Genomic DNA, 16112 nt, shown 5'->3' on the forward strand with positions numbered 1-16112 from the left:
GGTAATAACAGAGCAAGCAAACCTTATCCAAGCATTCATTGTTTAACAGCGACCCTCGCGTCGCCGCTATTTTTAGGAGCCAAAGTGACAACCGACAAGCTTATAGAATCTGATGTTTCTCCCGCGCATCCCACAAAAGCCAAGGCTTTTTTAAAAGGCACCTTGGCCATGATGCCGCTGACAATAGCAGTGGTTCCTTGGGGAATTTTAGCGGGCTCCTTCGCCATTGAGGTTGGACTCACGCCCATTGAAAGCCAAGCCATGTCAGCCATTATCTTCGCGGGCGCGGCTCAGTTAGTGGCGCTCGGCATGGTCAAAGCCGGTATTGGTCTGTGGAGTATCTTAATTACGACGCTACTCATCACCTCGCGCCATCTGTTATATGCGATGGCGATGCGTAGTCAAATCAGTCCCTTACCATTAAAGTGGCGTCTGACATTGGGCTTTTTGCTCACAGATGAACTGTTTGCCATCGCCAATCAAGGCAAGTTGCATAAGTTCGATCGCTGGTACGCCCTTGGCGGCGGCTTGAGTTTTTATATCGGCTGGAACATAGCGACCTTGCTTGGCATAGTCGCGGGCAATTCTATCGAGAATTTAGGCGAACTTGGGCTAGATTTCGCCATCGCAGCCACCTTTATCGCACTGGTCGTGCCCACAGTAAAAAAGCCGTCGATTCTCGTCTGTGTATTAGTATCGCTCACTCTCGCAGTGGTATGCGCCTTGTTTGAAATTCAAGCGGGATTACTGATCGCCGCCATAGCCGGAATGACAACTGGCGTACTTTACGCCAAAGTGACCAAGGAAGCGGAACGCGCAGAACAATCCGCAACTGAGCTTGCAAGCACACAAACCCAAGCAGAAACTGGGACTAAGACAAACACAGCATCAGGAGAAAAAGCATGATTTGGGTAATGATTTTCTCAATGGCAGCGGTTGTGTTTATTAGTCGTCATTTACTGCTCGAACCTAAATTACCGCTGCGATTAAGTAAGGGCACCCAAACTTTTTTAAGTTACTCAGCCCCTGCAGTACTGACCGCTATCTTCGCGCCCATAGTGTTTGTGCAAGAAGGCCAGCTCGATCTCAGCTTAGACAACAGCTATCTCATCTGCGCCGTGGTCGCGACGATACTCGCGCTCGTCACCCGTAACACCTTGTTGACCACAGTGTTGAGTATGGGACTGTTTTTCTTTATCCATTAAGCAAACAACATTAAGTAAACAAAAAGTCAGTGCCCTCAGTGGCACTGACTCTTGCATCAAGCACTTAACCGCCTCTACGACTCTTTTACACAACCTAATCCCATCTGAGACGCCGTCTCTTAGAAAATCATTTTCACATTATCTTTATCTTCCACAATCTTCATGTCTCTATGCCCTTATGGCTCTACAAAAACAGTAGCGACTTTAACGGCCTTTCATACATCGACGATAATGATGAAAGATGAGATTTGTCTGCAATAACAAAGACTCTAACCACAAAGAGAAAATACTTAACCTAGCCATATTCACACTATTCATTGCCTAAAGGCTTCCGCTCAAACATGTTATTTACTGTATCTATTACAGTATTTATCTCGATATAGCTTTCGATATAACTCTCGGTATAACTATTGATATAAATCTCGGCACAAAGAGTCCATTTAAAAAGTTTTTCATAAAAAAGTCAGCATAAATATTAAATACGCCATGCCATTAACATTAATCCACGCACAAAAATTAACCTATTTAAAATTAAAGTAAATACACTATATTATAAAGTTTAAAATACCGTTTAAAAATAAAATAATTAACACTTTTAACCTAAATTAAACACCATTGAAATTAATCTAATTTTACTTTGTTTAATAAAAATAAAAGTGCTAGTTTTTAGATGTACCTAGCAGTAATGATTATTTATATGATTTAGGACTACATATAATTGCCATCGGCGCTCTCAATGAAAGGACATATTTTATTAAAATAAAGGAACAATCATGAGAACAAAATCTAGCCTGAGTATATTAACTTTATCCTGTTTAACCGCACTTGGAACTGTTTCTTTGTTGGCCGAAGCGGCTATTCCGAATACTATTCCAAAACTGTCAATGGTAGAACACGCTGCCCCTGATCTTGATTCGCTTAAAAATGATGTGATTAACGACCCCTCGTTTATCAGCTCGTTATTCTCCTTGGGACACCATCTTGGATATGCATGGGCTGGCGGTACGGCATCCCAGTATGTTGGTGAAGATATCGAAGTCAGAAGAGAATCGAGCAACGAATATAGTCTTAAAGCCCGCTATAACGGCAATGATCCTTATGCAAGCGGCTACAGAGCGAATGAGCGTTTGAAGGTGAATTTACAAAATATCCATTTTGTAACTAATCCTCAAAACCTAAAGTTAGGTTCACCTCAAGTTTATGATCGTGAAGCTATTTATACCGCTCCAGTAGTGATTTACAACTGGGGCGATACCGAAGATACCGGTGTAGCCACCCTAAACTATGATTACACCACTAGCTGGGCCAAAACCGATAATTTCTCTTTCTCCGAGAAAATTGGCGTAACCAATAAATATGAAGTGGGTATTCCAGGAATAGGCGGAGCGAGTTCTGAAATCAGTGCCGAATTTTCCGCCAGCCAAGGTTGGAGTGAAACCGACGGCAAAAGTACAACGATTTCAAGTCAGGCACAGTACCGAGCAATTATGCCGCCTCGCAGCAAACGTTATATCTCAATCACTCTGTTTAAACAAAAGGCGGATGTTCCATACACCTCAAGTTTATATATGATGTACGATATAAAATATGAGAACTTCTTAAAATGGGGAGGTAATGCACATATTAATCATCCGACAAATAGACCTAACTTCCCTTATACCTTTGGCGGAGCGAATGCGAATAATCTCAATGGTCCAGAAGCCTTAGTCGATCAATATCTTCATCAAGATATAAACGGTTATGGTGTTTGGGATTGGCCTGCTGCGATTAGTTCTGCACAGTCAAAAAGTGGCTTTGAGTGGCAATTGGCGAATATAGTTAGACAACATGGCGCACCTATCAGCGGTAAATTTACCGCAATAGATTCGAGTCAATTTAATATTGATGCCAGTGAATCCTATCCGCTAACGGATGAAGATATTGCTAATCGTCCTAAAAGCGCTCAAAAATTAGGACTGAGTCATAATATTCAAGTTGCCGTCGGCGAGATCCAAAATAATGATGAAGATGGTTTAATCAAAAAACTGAATATTTCGCAATCAAGCGAAGTCATGTTAAACAATTAAAATGGTGAGCTTAGGCTCTTAATAATAGCTATGACACGAGTATCAGAGAGATCTCGATACAACTAGCAAAATACTAGAAAGTTACTAGCAAATTAGAAATGTAATAAAAAGCCACTCATTCGAGTTAATGCCGATCAGTTAAGACAGATCGCTTGACGATCTCGCTGAAAAGATCAAAATCCGATGACCTCATGTCATCGGATTTTTTTATGCAACTCTCAGAAGCACTCGCCCGCACTCATATTACCCGCCTAACCGAATTCACCTGCTTAGCTGATGTGTTAGAACCTGAGTTAATTCAATCCTGTTTAGACTCACAAGGCGTTGCGACGTTAAGACGGCGTAAATTGCCGATGGATGCGATGATTTGGGCCGTTATCGGAATGGCTTTGTTCCGAGGGGAGTCTGTTCGGTCACTCATCAACAAACTCGACATTGTTTTGCCGCAAGAGATTGATTATGTTGCACGCAGCGCTGTGACTCAGGCTCGAAAACGATTGGGCAGTGAGGTTATTCGAGAAGTGTTTAGTCGCAGCGCTAATACCTGGCACGCGAGAGCTGAACACCCTCATTGGTGCGGTCTTAACTTGTATGGTGTTGACGGTGTAGTATGGCGGACACCCGATAGTGTCCAAAATCAAGCCGCCTTTGCGCGTACCGCAAACGCTTCAGGCGAAGCGGCTTATCCGCAAATTCGCATGGTTTGCTTGATGGAGTTAAGCAGCCATTTGTTGGTCAACAGCGCCTTTGATTCGGTTGCCGAAAATGAAATGAACTTAGCATCTCAGCTCATTCCTAGCATTCCCAATCACAGTCTAACCCTTTTTGACCGAGGATTTTACTCGCTCGGCCTTCTGCACGCTTGGCAGCAAGCGCAACCTGACAGCCACTGGTTGTTGCCATTGAAGAAAGGCACTCAATATGAGGTGGTTCGAACATTGGGAAAACATGACCAGTGGGTGAAACTCACCACCACGCCTCAAGCCAGAAAGAAATGGCCGCAGCTCCCTGATACCCTTGAAGCGCGTTTACTCACTAAGACAGTGAAAGGTAAGTCAATCGCCATTTTGACCTCGTTAACTGACCCGATGCGTTACCCCAGCGAAGACATCGTCGACTTATATGCCCATCGATGGGAAATCGAACTGGGCTACAGAGAGATGAAACAACATCTGTTGGAGAGTCGTTTTACGCTACGCAGTCAACTACCGGAGCTGGTGACTCAAGAGTTGTGGGGCGTGCTACTGGCCTATAATCTCATTAGATACAAGATGTTGCTGATGGCTAAAAGCTTGCCATCGGTCCATCCTAATCAACTGAGTTTTAGGGATGCGGCGAGTTATATCATCTTCAAGTTGACGCAACTGCCATCACAAACACCGGGGAATGTCCCGAGAGACGTATTGGATATAGAACGCAATGCACGGCAATTTAAGTTGGATGGTAAACGGGAAAGGGCTTATCCAAGAGTCCTTAAAATGAGTAAAAACAAGTATCCGGTTAGACCCAAGAAAAATGCCGTTCACTCTTAAGTGAACGGCATTACTCATTCGAGTGGCTTTTCTTTTGCTTCGGCTCGCGCCTTCGCATGTTCATCCATCAGGCAAATATAATCTTCCAGCTCTTGACCAGGTGCTTGTTCAAAATGACGGTTCAACCGCACAAGGCCTGTGATGCGATCAACCCTGAAATTACGAAAAGCCGAACGCAGCTCACACCAAGTCAGTAAGGTCCAAGTGCCACGCCAAAAATAGATGGCGAGCGGGCGCACTTCACGCTCGGTGACATCGAGTTTGACGTCTTGATAGAAGAGTTTGACGTATTCGCGGCGCTGAGCTGAATTACGCAGCGGATCGAGGAATTGGAACTCATTGGAGTCGAGATAAAAATCCGGTGAAAACATCAAAGATTGATAGGCTTGTAATCGTTTTGGCAATACGGCTTCGACTTTGATCATCGCCTGTCTCGCGGCGCTACCAAGCTCCTTACCACCCCAAGTTTGCACCATACGCATGCCAACTTGAATCGCTTCGAGTTCGGCTTCGTTAAACATCAAGGGAGGAACATTGACCTCATGGCGCAACAAATAGCCGACACCCGCCTCCCCTTCAATGGGAATGCCACTTAAACACAAATCCTGCACGTCACGGTAAATCGTGCGCGTGGACACCTCTAACCGTTCAGCCAATTCTTGGGCTGTGGTCAGGCGTTTATGTTTAAGAATTTGCACTATTTGAAATAGGCGGTCGGCGCGGCGCATTGACTCTAATTTAATCCTTTATTTGCCTATCCGTTGATTAAGCATTATGAGTTTACATAAATCACTGACATATCCTGATACTCACTTGAGTGATAGTTTACGATTTAAATCATAAAATCCCGATATAAATCTCAACCTCAGTGGCGCTAAGATAGACTTCAAAATCAGTTTGATAACGTCGCTGATGCGGACAATCGTTAGCACTAAAATAGCCCCACACTTGTCCCCAAAGATCGATAACACATTGGGGCATGTCACCTTGACCGGTAAATTTAAGGTACTTACCGGCTTCAAGCTCCAGTGACACTAAGTGGTTTGCCTCTACAGGGGCATCAATTGCCTTGCCCACCAGCACAGAAAAATCGCCATTCATGTCTGACTCATAGTCATAATACACGCCATACATGGGCGAATTGAGCATAGCGGTGAGCTGGGATGATTCAAAAAAGGCTTGCCATAAACTGCCAATTTTAGCGCTATCGGCGGACATTTTGGCCCGATTGTTCGTGCGGATACTCAATCCAAGTAGCGGCCGGGCATCAATATAAACCACGTCCATCTTTGTTTCTTCCATAGAAATCTAAACCCATACTTTAGTTAATTGCGTGATTTTAGAGTCGTGCCTTAAGGCCACGACGCTAATACATTAATCACTCGAGACTACTTATCCTTAGACCACAGACCCACTTTGTTACCTTCGCTATCGGCAAATAAGGCGATATAACCACACTCACCGTCTTTAATCGGTGTGACTGGCAGGATAATCGTCACCTCTGCTGCGATAAGTTTATCCACTAAAGGTTGCAATTGTGCGCTGAAATGCAGATACACAGTGCTGCCTTGCATCGATGGCTGGCTCATGCTGCATTTGACTAACCCTATGCTCGCCGCACTCGCATCTTCGGTGACTATAGTCGCATATTCCATGTCTTCCATATCGTCACGTTTAAACTCAACCCCAAAATGCTGCTGATAAAAAGCAACGGCACGGTTCATGTCACTGACAGGAATTTCACCCCAAACTAACTGTGCAATAGATAACATTTTCACTTTCTCCTTGTTAAAAAATATCAATGATTCAAAACCTTATTTATAAAATTCAGGACTGAATCATTAACGGGCGACAACAAGAATAAAACAAGGCTACTGACAGCATGATGTCAGTAGCCTTTTAATAAAAGTGAATGTTGAGGGTTTTGGCCTAGTTAAAACGTTACTTTGGCAAACTGGCTTGATGGGCCTGAATAAAATCTTCCATGGCTTTGCTCGCCCTCGCCTGAGCGCTGGCTAAGGTATCAGTATCGACTATAGTTTCGACCACTTCGTAGTAGCACTTAATTTTGGGTTCAGTACCAGATGGCCTAACGATCACCCGAGCGCCACCCGCTAAGCAGTAGGTTAATACATCGCTCGGTGGCAAGTCGATTTTCTCAACGCTACCATCGGCAAAACGACGCTCAAGGGCTTTTAAATCATCGGTTGAGAGCACGTCATGCTCACCAATCTTCACGGGGGGATGTTCGCGTAAATAGGCGCCAATATTAGGCGTGTCAGGTTTTAGTGCAATACTCACCTGTGCATTGAGATGGAAGCCATGCTCACGGTAAATTTGCTCGAGTCTGTCCCAAATCGTTTGCCCCTTCGCCACCAGCTCGGCAGTTAATTGGGCAAATGCCACCAGCGCCGACAAGCCATCTTTATCCCACACCATGCTGCCAACTGTGTAACCAAGGGCTTCTTCATAGGCAAACAGGAATTGATCCTCAGGGGACGTTTTCGCGATACCCACATTCATCAGCCACTTAAAGCCGGTGAGCGTGGTAAAGCTTTGCGTGCCAAACCCTTGAGCAATTTTAGATAACAGACTCGATGACACTATCGTAGTGCCCGTAAGTCGCTGATTATCTTTAGCGTGAGATAACAAGTAATGCCCAAAGAGCACACCGACTTGATCGCCCGTTAGCATCTGGTACTCGCCATCATCACGACGCACTGCAACCGCAAAACGGTCGGCATCGGGATCGTTAGCACAGGCGAGCATAGCGCCGTGTTTTTTCGCCTCGGCGATCACTAAATCCATCGCACCCTTTTCTTCCGGATTGGGGAAGTTCACCGTTGGGAAATCGCCATCGGGTTCACGTTGGGAAGCAACCGAATACACTTGGGTGAAACCCGCATCTTTCAATACGGTTTCAGCCATTTCAGCGCCCACGCCGTGCATGGCGGTATAGGCTAAACTGACCTTTTCTGGAGCCGTATGGTTTTGCAGCACCTCAGCTTGCTGCACGCCATGGCGATAGCTTTGGTAAAAATCGTCCTGCAGAATAATTAACTTACCTTGTTTTACCGCCTCATCATGTTCTAAAAACGGAATAGCTTGATTCGCGGCGCGCTCAATTTGCGCGGCAATGCCAGAATCGTGGGGCGGAATAATCTGCGCGCCATTGTCCCAATACACTTTATAGCCATTGTATTGAGGCGGGTTATGACTCGCGGTCACTACAATGCCTGCTGCAGCATTAAAATGTTTCACCCCAAAGGCTACCAGCGGTGTCGGCGCCACTTTAGACGTTAAGCGCACCTTAATGCCCATAGCGGTCAGCACACTCGCCGCATCATGGGCAAAATTGAATGAGTCGTGGCGACCATCGTAACCAATCACCACACCACGCTCGGCGGCATCTTTAATCTGATCAAGTAGATAAGCACCAAGGCCTGCCGAGGTTTGACGGATCACCAGACGGTTCATCCCCATAGGCCCAGCGCCGACCACACCGCGTAATCCTGCGGTGCCAAACTCTAAGCGACTGGCAAAGCGCGCCGCGAGTTCGGCTTCATTGCCACTATCGACTAGGGTTTGTAATTGGGATTGAGTGCGAGGGTCAGGATCATTTTCAAGCCAATGGTTTACCTGTAACTGCAGATGGGTATTCATAACACGCCTCATTGAAAATCATTTGCAATCACATTAGAAAAAACAGCGGCGAAGAACAAGCTAATTTGCATTAATTTCAAAATCAGCTGAGGCTTAATTTCGGCATAAACTAAGGCTGAGCATAAAAAACGCACTATCTGGCCATTCATGCCGGATAGTGCGTTGGTGTTAACCTTAAACAAACTTCAACATTAGCGAGAAGGTAAAGTGCCCTCGAATACGCGCACTTTGATGTTCTTTTTCAGGTTATCTTGGTCTTCTTGCCATTCTTGCCACTGGGTGAGACTGATACTGAGCTGTAATGAAAAGTCAGTAGAAATCCACTCTTTTTGCCCTTGGGCATATTTAGGTACGGGGACTATGTTGCTTGGTCCAACAAAGGATGCTGAGCACTTAAAGGTTTTGAAATACACTTGGTCAATCGATAAATCGAGTGCGCTGGGCGATGTTAAACATTGACCACTGCCCGGCTGTTGATACGAGGCAAATTGGTACAAGATTGCCGGTGTATTATTAGTGCCATCGGGAACAGATGCGGTTTGATGGCAAGATAAACAGCTACTTAATGCGTTATCCGCAGGGCCATTTAAACGTCCGTTACACCCTAAGTGTCCCGCATTGGTGTGCTCATTCAAGCGACCAACGACCTCTTGAAATACAGCGCTATCCTTAAGCCCTGTGATTGGGTTTTGAGGGAATGCTGCCGCTCCCACTGTGGCAGGCGGCGTATCATTACCCCACATTAATCCCAGTGGAGAGATACGATCCCAAGGATTTTTCTCTTTCGCTTTAAACTGACCATCGGCGACAAAAGTGCCATAGGCCCAGCCCACGGGCGAGCGGCTGTCACGCACTGCGATGTCAAACTGTAATAAGTACACATCGGCGACAGAGCGCGGGCATTGCTCTGTTTCCTGTTGGAAACTGCAAGCACTGCCATCGGCATTTTTACATTCGCAGAAATCACTGGCGCTGATATTGGCTTGCCAAACGGGTACGTTTTCGAGGAAAGGATAATTATTGGGCGTTGCTGTGGTGAACAGTAATTTGCCGATCACACTGCCTTCATTAAATACAAAATTTTGCTGCGGCATCACAGGTGACGGCGCTCCCGTCCATACCTTGCCAATGCTATTAGCCGCCTGAGGATTATAAAACCCCACCGCCCACATAGTGGTTTTCAAATCGCCTTGGCCTTTTATCTCCATAGTGACGGGGGCTTCGCGGGTCAAGCCGTGGATAAATTCCCGTCCACTCATAGGATCATAGGTCTGATAGGGAATATGGTACCAAGAGCGAACCTTGTTATTACACAAATCCCAGTCCTTACTGATATCGCCTTTGTCGATATTCCCCTCTTGGATGTATTTCATCACAGCCCAAAGGTATTTCCACGCTTGGGTATTTTTATCTGTCTCACTCAGACTTTTATCGAAGGGATTGAATTCAAGCCAAGGTGCAGCATTATCTTGCTGCGCACTCGAATAGGCATCGCTCAAGCTAAAAATGGGTCCCTTCCAGCCTGAATAAGCTTGGTTGATGATGACTTGATTGTCCCACATACCTGTTTTATTGAACGCGGGGTCTTGGAAGTAACTTGGGTAAGCTCCAGTACAAGTGGAAGTTACATTAGATACGGTATCAGTTGCTTGTTTGTCTGCAGCTTTTGCACTGACAGTGGTCAATGAACAAACTGAGAGCATGAGTATGGCGGCAATGTTAAGTTTCATAATATCGTCCTTGAAGAGTATTAGTCCTAAAAACTCCCTTTGTGAGCCTCGGCACCAGCGGCGACTCAAAGTAAGCATAGACTAATTTTTAATATCCTCATTTTTTAACATCCTCTGTAAAGCTCAACGATTCGGATAGTAAGAATATAAAAAAGGCCGTTTAGCAGGGGCTAAACGGCCAAGAGATTCGTTATTGGACTCGCCACGAGTCGCGCAAACTATTTCCCTATTTATCGATTTCTTGGCCGCGCGTTTTCCACAACGAGAACAAGACCCCTGCGACTAACAGGCCGAACGTCACCCCAAGAGACAGTGCGGTTGGAATAGTAAAGTTCACTATTCCCTCGTGATTGAAATACACTAAGCCCACTTTCACCCCGATAAATACTAATACCACCGACAACGCGTATTTAAGGTACTCGAAACGGTGCACCATGGCCGCCAAGGCAAAATACAAGGCACGTAGCCCCAAAATCGCGAAGATATTCGAGGTATAAACGATGAAAGGATCTTGGGTAATCGCAAAAATGGCTGGAATACTGTCGACAGCAAACACTAAATCCGCGGTTTCCACTAAGATCAACGCTAAAAATAATGGCGTGGCCCACCATCCTTTTGATAACTGATGATCTTCACCCCGTACCCAGAACTTCTCCTTATGCAGTGTCGGCGTAAAGCGCATCTTAGTGCGTAACCATTTGTAAAACTTATTATCTTGGATATCACTGTGCTCGTCATTGGAGAAGAGCATTTTCACACCAGTGAAAATCAAGAAGAGTCCAAATAACACCAGTACGCCTTGATACTGGGCAACGAGCACTGCGCCAAGGCCAATCATAATCGCGCGTAGCACTATTACACCCAAAATACCCCAGAAGAGCACTCTGTGTTGGTATAAACGCGGAATGCCTAAACTACTGAAGATTAAGGCGATAACAAAGACGTTATCCATAGACAGCGATTTTTCAATCAGATAACCCGTCAGATATTCCATACCCGCCGTTGAGCCCTTGTACCACCACAGCCAAGCCCCAAACAGTAAGCCCATACAGATATAAAAGGCTGAAAGCTTTAAACTTTCGGCCACGGTAATTTCATGCTGTTCCTTGTGTAATACGCCAAGATCGAAGGCCAATAACGCCAGCACAAAACCGAAAAACATCAACCAAACCCAAAGCGGGTAACCCACAAATAGGGTGGTAAAAAACTCCATAAGTCTCCTTAATAACCAATAAAACGGCTGAGCGAAATCAGCATAACTGAGTCTGAAAACCCATAGAAACCCTAGGTATCAAAACAGTGACTATCCAGATAAATCATTCTTAAAATAAAAAGCTAACTGATTAAAATTGGGCTTATATCCACCGCCATTGGCATTTAATACCTATTTCATTCGACACTGCTGTGCAACCGATACGCAAGTCTCCGACGCAGAGCTAAGTCTACTCGTTACCTTGCTTTCGGGCGTAATAACGTCCTAACGCTAGCAAACGGTTGTTTTACTATTTCTAGTCGAGTCGCTGCCAAACTTCGACTTCTTTTAACTCACCATTTTCAACTCTTTGAGTATGTAACTCTTGACCCTTAATGGCATAACTAAACACAAACTCCGCACCTTTAGCTGCACTAAAAGAGTTCAGCTCTGGCTGCTCTGTATACTCAGTCGCCGTTGCCTGATAAGTCCCAGATCCCGCCGCCCAGAACTGGCTGACACCGTCCACATTCTTCATGGTGGTAAAACTAAAGTGCCGCGCTGATATCACTTTAATTGCACTCAAATTGAGGATCTGATAATCCACCCATTCGTGCTTTTCATTTAAATAACGACCTGAGACTAGTTGCCAACTTCCCACTAACGCAAGAACTTGCGCTGCTGATCCAGTGGCCGTATCGACACTCGCTTCAGTGCTCACTGTTTCAGCATTCATCACTACTAAACTGGCAGTATCAGCATAGGCGCCTTGTGTCCAAACAAAGCCACTAGCACTGGTGAGCACGGCTAACAAGGTAAAAGCCTTCACATTCTGGCGAACCGCACTCATTACACTAACAGCACTAATGGCACTAATAGAAAATCCCATGAAAATATCCCTTTATAAAAGTACAAAGCCGCTGGCGCTAAGTTCTCATGTTGTGGAGGTATCTTCAACAGCACAGAATCGATATCAAGCACGCGCTTAAAACAAGGGATAAACAAGAGCTAAACAAAATCTTTAGCAATACCTTAAGCGGCTCGCTAAACGACGCCTTAAACATCAAATCGGCACAGAATCAAAGCCCTAAAGCCATCTTTAAAAACTAACTCAGTCGAATTCTGGCCACTATTTAGCACTCATTGATTAACTGAAAATGAATTAATTTAGCCACTCAGTCTGACTCAGAAGCAGGTTAACCACAGTTTCAAAGAACGGCAAAATGGTGAATTAAGCAAAATATTCATCAGTTTCAAGCCCCTTGGCTGTTCCATAGCATCCGAGTGTGATTAACTGCAGCTACTGCGGCGTCTTTTAGCAATCAACAAGGCTGCAATAACCACTAATAATGAAAAATAATTAATAAAATTCATTACGATAAAATGAATTAATCGATGCTCGGTGCATGAAGCGCCAGCAATGGGAGTCTTAAGTGTCAACAGAACAACATCCTCCACATGCTATGCAAGGCCCACTGGGTTCGCCCCCGCCCGAAATGCTCTTTGGGCATCCTAAGGGCTTGTTTGTCTGCTTTTTTACCGAAATGTGGGAACGCTTTTCCTTCTACGGCATGAAGGCATTACTGTTTCTTTATCTGATTAAATATCATCTGTTTACCGACGAATTTGGCTATAACGTCATTGGTGCTTACGGTGCCTTAGTGTACGCCATGCCCGTGGTCGGTGGTTTATTGGCCGACCGCTATATCGGCATGCGTAAAGCGGTGATCTTCGGTGGTATTTTGTTGGTCCTCGGCCACTTAGGCATGGCCTTTGAAGGCCATCAAGCGGTTATCGTCGCCGGTGAAGTTCAGCGCGATGAACAAGCACTGCAGGTGTTCTATCTATCCCTCGCCTTGATCATTGTCGGTGTGGGCTTTTTAAAACCTAACATTTCCACCATAGTCGGTCAGCTGTATCCCGAGTCATCTCCAAAGCGGGATTCAGGCTTTACCATTTTCTACGCTGGCATCAATTTAGGCGCCACCTTAGCACCGTTGATTTGTGCTTATTTAGGTGAAACCTATGGCTGGAAGTACGGCTTTGGTTTGGCAGGTTTAGGCATGTTAGGGGGGTTGTTGGTGTTTATTCGGGGTAAGAAACACCTGCAAGGTTTTGCCGAACCCAGAGATCCCGCAAGAATTTTAAAGAAAACCGCTGGCATCACCACAGAGCAATGGATTTATTTAAGCGCCATCGGCAGCGTAGTGCTGGTCTGGGGCTTAATTCAAACCCACTCCCTTGTGCTTTCTATTAGCAGTTTATTACCCGCTGTGAGTCCAGTGATCTGGTTCTTGCACTCAGTATCTCTGGTGCTCGCCCTCGGGATTGGCTGGTTTATGGTGAAACACTGCAACCCGATTGAACGTCAACAGATGTCGGCCTTACTGCTGTTCATCGTCGCAGGTTTGGTCTTCTTCGGCTTATATGAGCAAACCTACGGTTCTTGGGTAGCATTTTCGGACCGCGTGATGGACCGCAACATGCTCGGCCTCGAATGGAGCGCGGGACAGTTAACCTTCCTCGGCGCCTTCTTTGTGATCAGTTTATCGCCCATCTTCGCTTGGCTCTGGCCTGCCCTCGCCCGTAAAAATTGCGATCCGAGTAAACCGGTTAAAACCGCACTCGGCATTTTGTTCGCAGGTTTATCCTTTATGGTGCTAGCACTCGGGATCCAAATGCCGCTAAGCAGTGGCTTAGTGAGTATTTGGTTTTTAGTCGCGGCTTATTTTGTATTAGAAATCGGCGAGTTATTGCTGTCACCCATAGGCTTATCTGCGGTAACTCAGCTGTCGGTAAAACGCGTGGTCAGTCTGATGATGGGCGCTTGGTTTCTCGGCACTTCATACTCTGAAATCTTAGCCGCCGAATTAAACAAACTCGCCGCGATTGATACCCAAGGCGGCGTGATAAGTGACGTACCGAGTGCGATGGCGCTATACGAGCAACTGTTTATCTTCTCGGCGCAAATTGGCGTGGTAATGGCGTTAGTCTTCTTTGCCCTTGCGCCATTAATGAAGAAAATGATGCACGAAAAAACAGCGACAAGTTAAGTCTAAGCCCAAGAATTTAAAAGGAAAGGAAACTTGGCTTACTCTCGCCCTCTGAGGCGACGGTAAGCCAAGACAATAAGATGTAAAGCCAATAACCCCGTAAAAGCGGTGCAGAAAAACAGTAAGGCAATCGAGTTAACCTCCCGCGGCGCGTCATAATAAAGCCACCACCACAGCGGCCAACCGATAGCCGACAAAGCTGTAAGCTGCCACATACAACGTTTGCAACGACCAATTTTTTGCCTGAAAATCTCCGTTTTACAATCATCGCAACTCATAAGTCCCCAGCTAAACTATGCCCACAATAATAGTGCCAATAAGAGTGCAAATAAGAGCATGCATATTGAATATCAAGCACACTCCGAAACTCACGCCTAATAACACTAGAGTGACGCTTTAAGTCTTGCCATCCCTTCATTGATAGAGATAAGTGCACGATAGCCTAAATCTCGCTTGGCTGCGCTGATATCAAAATAATGGCTGCAGGATAACTGCCTTGCCACGAAGCGCGTCATCATGGGCTCTTCTTGCTTCTTTAGCAGAAAATACACAGTTTCCAACACTGCGCCTGCCACATAGGCCACAGATTGCGGCACACGCTTAGTAACTGGCGGCAAAGCATCGCAGGCCAGAATCAGATTGAGCATTTTTGCCATAGTGATGGGTTCATCGTTACTCAAAAAATAAGCTTTCCCCTGGCACTTAGGCTTTGCTTGGCACAGTTCAAGCGCGGCCAGCACATGGGCATAGGCGGCGTTGTCTATGTAGATGGTATCGACCAGCTTATCTTCACGGCCAACTAGTTTAAGCTTATCTAAACGGCCGCGCGCCAGTACTCGAGGTACAAGATGGGGATCACCAGGACCCCAGATCAAATGTGGCCTGAGCGCGACAGTTTTTAACGCATAGAGTGCAGTGGCTTGAGTCGTGACCGGAATAGAGACTTGAGTGCTAGCTGAATTAATGCCTGAAATAGTGGCTTGAGTTGCTTGAGTTACAGCGGTATTTTCAACCGATACGTCACCCACTTGATTGGCATCAAGCATCATCTTTTCGGCGATGGCTTTGGAATGGGCGTAATAATTAAGGAAGGATGTGGCATAGGGAGTGGATTCATCTATACCGGATTCATCCTGCCCAGCAAAGGTCACACTCGGGGTACTGGTGTAGACTAACTTATTTATTTTTAATGTCTTACAAGCAGCAATCACATTTGCGGCGCCCTTCACATTCGGGCAAAAATAACTGTCTCTATCGCCCCAAACGCCAGCTTTAGACGCCACATGGAACACGATATCGCAGCCTTGCATCGACTGTTGCAACTGGTCTTTATTGACTAAATCCCCTTGCAACATGACTACGCCCAGCGCTTCAAGTTCGGGATAATGCCCACGGGCAAAACCTGTGACCTTAATGCCCGCGGCTAACAATCTCAAACAAATCGCTTTACCTAAAAATCCCCCCGCTCCCGTCACAAAGGCGTGTTGCACCTTAAGGGCGAGCTGCGCGAGTGCAGTTTGTTCAGCCGCATCAAATTGCGCAAGCGTCGTGCTCTTGATTGGGTTTATCGTCATTTAGGTATCCATTTCAGCACATTTACATGAACTTAAAGTCGGTGTAAGAAGTTTAAAATAAGCACAAGGGCTTAAAAATAAGCGAGTTTGTTCAAAT

Annotated in this window: 14 protein-coding genes; 5 read left to right on the forward strand and 9 right to left on the reverse strand. The window is 45.6% G+C overall.

Annotation, left to right across the window (positions count from 1 at the left end; all coding sequences use genetic code 11):
* Positions 1-84: 84 nt before the first annotated feature.
* The 4 genes from DYH48_RS13355 (at position 85) to DYH48_RS13370 (ending at position 4803) form a co-directional block, all read left to right on the forward strand.
* Positions 85-906 (forward strand): AzlC family ABC transporter permease, encoded by an 822-nt coding sequence (locus DYH48_RS13355; RefSeq protein ID WP_115335039.1) that lies wholly within the window; start codon positions 85-87, stop codon positions 904-906.
* Positions 903-1205 carry an AzlD domain-containing protein gene (locus DYH48_RS13360; protein ID WP_115335040.1) on the forward strand — a complete coding sequence of 101 codons (303 nt, stop codon included), beginning with the start codon at positions 903-905 and terminating at the stop codon, positions 1203-1205. The genes DYH48_RS13355 and DYH48_RS13360 overlap by 4 nt, the downstream gene beginning before the upstream one ends.
* A 773-nt stretch (positions 1206-1978) precedes the next feature.
* Complete coding sequence (locus tag DYH48_RS13365) at positions 1979-3271, forward strand: aerolysin family beta-barrel pore-forming toxin (protein ID WP_115335041.1); 1293 nt, start codon at positions 1979-1981, stop codon at positions 3269-3271.
* 209 nt (positions 3272-3480) lie between these two features.
* Positions 3481-4803: an IS4-like element ISSba6 family transposase gene (locus tag DYH48_RS13370; protein ID WP_115334147.1), complete on the forward strand. Its 1323-nt coding sequence runs from the start codon at positions 3481-3483 to the stop codon at positions 4801-4803.
* A gap of 14 nt (positions 4804-4817) precedes the next feature.
* On the opposite strand, the gene DYH48_RS13375 is transcribed toward DYH48_RS13370, so the two are convergent.
* The 7 genes from DYH48_RS13375 to DYH48_RS13405 form a co-directional block, all read right to left on the reverse strand.
* Positions 4818-5531 carry a helix-turn-helix transcriptional regulator gene (locus DYH48_RS13375; protein ID WP_006081090.1) on the reverse strand — a complete coding sequence of 238 codons (714 nt, stop codon included), beginning with the start codon at positions 5529-5531 and terminating at the stop codon, positions 4818-4820.
* A 109-nt stretch (positions 5532-5640) separates the two neighbouring features.
* Complete coding sequence (locus DYH48_RS13380; RefSeq protein ID WP_115335042.1) at positions 5641-6090, reverse strand: GyrI-like domain-containing protein; 450 nt, start codon at positions 6088-6090, stop codon at positions 5641-5643.
* Between the two features lie 101 nt (positions 6091-6191).
* On the reverse strand, positions 6192-6575 hold the full coding sequence (locus tag DYH48_RS13385; protein ID WP_115335043.1) for a VOC family protein: 384 nt from the start codon (positions 6573-6575) through the stop codon (positions 6192-6194).
* Positions 6576-6744: 169 nt separating this feature from the next.
* Positions 6745-8466, reverse strand: a complete 1722-nt coding sequence (locus tag DYH48_RS13390) for a phospho-sugar mutase (RefSeq protein WP_115335044.1) — start codon at positions 8464-8466, stop codon at positions 6745-6747.
* A 191-nt stretch (positions 8467-8657) separates the two neighbouring features.
* Positions 8658-10196, reverse strand: coding sequence for a hypothetical protein (locus DYH48_RS13395; RefSeq protein ID WP_071939020.1), 1539 nt, complete (start codon positions 10194-10196; stop codon positions 8658-8660).
* A gap of 226 nt (positions 10197-10422) precedes the next feature.
* Positions 10423-11409, reverse strand: coding sequence for a TerC family protein (locus tag DYH48_RS13400; RefSeq protein WP_115335045.1), 987 nt, complete (start codon positions 11407-11409; stop codon positions 10423-10425).
* A 295-nt stretch (positions 11410-11704) separates the two neighbouring features.
* Positions 11705-12277, reverse strand: coding sequence for a hypothetical protein (locus DYH48_RS13405; protein WP_115335047.1), 573 nt, complete (start codon positions 12275-12277; stop codon positions 11705-11707).
* 544 nt (positions 12278-12821) lie between these two features.
* On the opposite strand from DYH48_RS13405, the gene DYH48_RS13410 reads away from it, so the two are divergent.
* The gene (locus DYH48_RS13410) at positions 12822-14441 is read left to right on the forward strand and encodes a peptide MFS transporter (protein ID WP_115335048.1); all 1620 of its coding nucleotides are present in this window, start codon (positions 12822-12824) and stop codon (positions 14439-14441) included.
* 38 nt (positions 14442-14479) lie between these two features.
* Here DYH48_RS13410 and DYH48_RS13415 read toward each other — a convergent pair whose 3' ends face one another.
* Entirely contained in the window at positions 14480-14719 is a 240-nt protein-coding gene (locus DYH48_RS13415; protein WP_115335050.1) for a DUF3624 domain-containing protein, read from the reverse strand.
* A gap of 105 nt (positions 14720-14824) precedes the next feature.
* On the reverse strand, positions 14825-16015 hold the full coding sequence (gene oleD, locus DYH48_RS13420) for a 2-alkyl-3-oxoalkanoate reductase (protein ID WP_115335052.1): 1191 nt from the start codon (positions 16013-16015) through the stop codon (positions 14825-14827).
* Between the last annotated feature and the right edge of the window lie 97 nt (positions 16016-16112).

The sequence above is a fragment of the Shewanella baltica genome (genome assembly GCF_900456975.1).
Classification (GTDB): domain Bacteria; phylum Pseudomonadota; class Gammaproteobacteria; order Enterobacterales; family Shewanellaceae; genus Shewanella; species Shewanella baltica.

Bases quoted from the DNA above. Each gene is read 5' to 3' on its own strand.
- DYH48_RS13360 (WP_115335040.1), top strand. From the start codon at position 903: ATGATTTGGGTAATGATTTTCTCAATGGCAGCGGTTGTGTTTATTAGT.
- DYH48_RS13365 (WP_115335041.1), top strand. From the start codon at position 1,979: ATGAGAACAAAATCTAGCCTGAGTATATTAACTTTATCCTGTTTAACC.
- DYH48_RS13370 (WP_115334147.1), top strand. From the start codon at position 3,481: ATGCAACTCTCAGAAGCACTCGCCCGCACTCATATTACCCGCCTAACC.
- DYH48_RS13375 (WP_006081090.1), bottom strand. From the start codon at position 5,531: ATGCGCCGCGCCGACCGCCTATTTCAAATAGTGCAAATTCTTAAACAT.
- DYH48_RS13380 (WP_115335042.1), bottom strand. From the start codon at position 6,090: ATGGACGTGGTTTATATTGATGCCCGGCCGCTACTTGGATTGAGTATC.
- DYH48_RS13385 (WP_115335043.1), bottom strand. From the start codon at position 6,575: ATGTTATCTATTGCACAGTTAGTTTGGGGTGAAATTCCTGTCAGTGAC.
- DYH48_RS13390 (WP_115335044.1), bottom strand. From the start codon at position 8,466: ATGAATACCCATCTGCAGTTACAGGTAAACCATTGGCTTGAAAATGAT.
- DYH48_RS13395 (WP_071939020.1), bottom strand. From the start codon at position 10,196: ATGAAACTTAACATTGCCGCCATACTCATGCTCTCAGTTTGTTCATTG.
- DYH48_RS13400 (WP_115335045.1), bottom strand. From the start codon at position 11,409: ATGGAGTTTTTTACCACCCTATTTGTGGGTTACCCGCTTTGGGTTTGG.
- DYH48_RS13405 (WP_115335047.1), bottom strand. From the start codon at position 12,277: ATGGGATTTTCTATTAGTGCCATTAGTGCTGTTAGTGTAATGAGTGCG.
- DYH48_RS13415 (WP_115335050.1), bottom strand. From the start codon at position 14,719: ATGAGTTGCGATGATTGTAAAACGGAGATTTTCAGGCAAAAAATTGGT.
- oleD (WP_115335052.1), bottom strand. From the start codon at position 16,015: ATGACGATAAACCCAATCAAGAGCACGACGCTTGCGCAATTTGATGCG.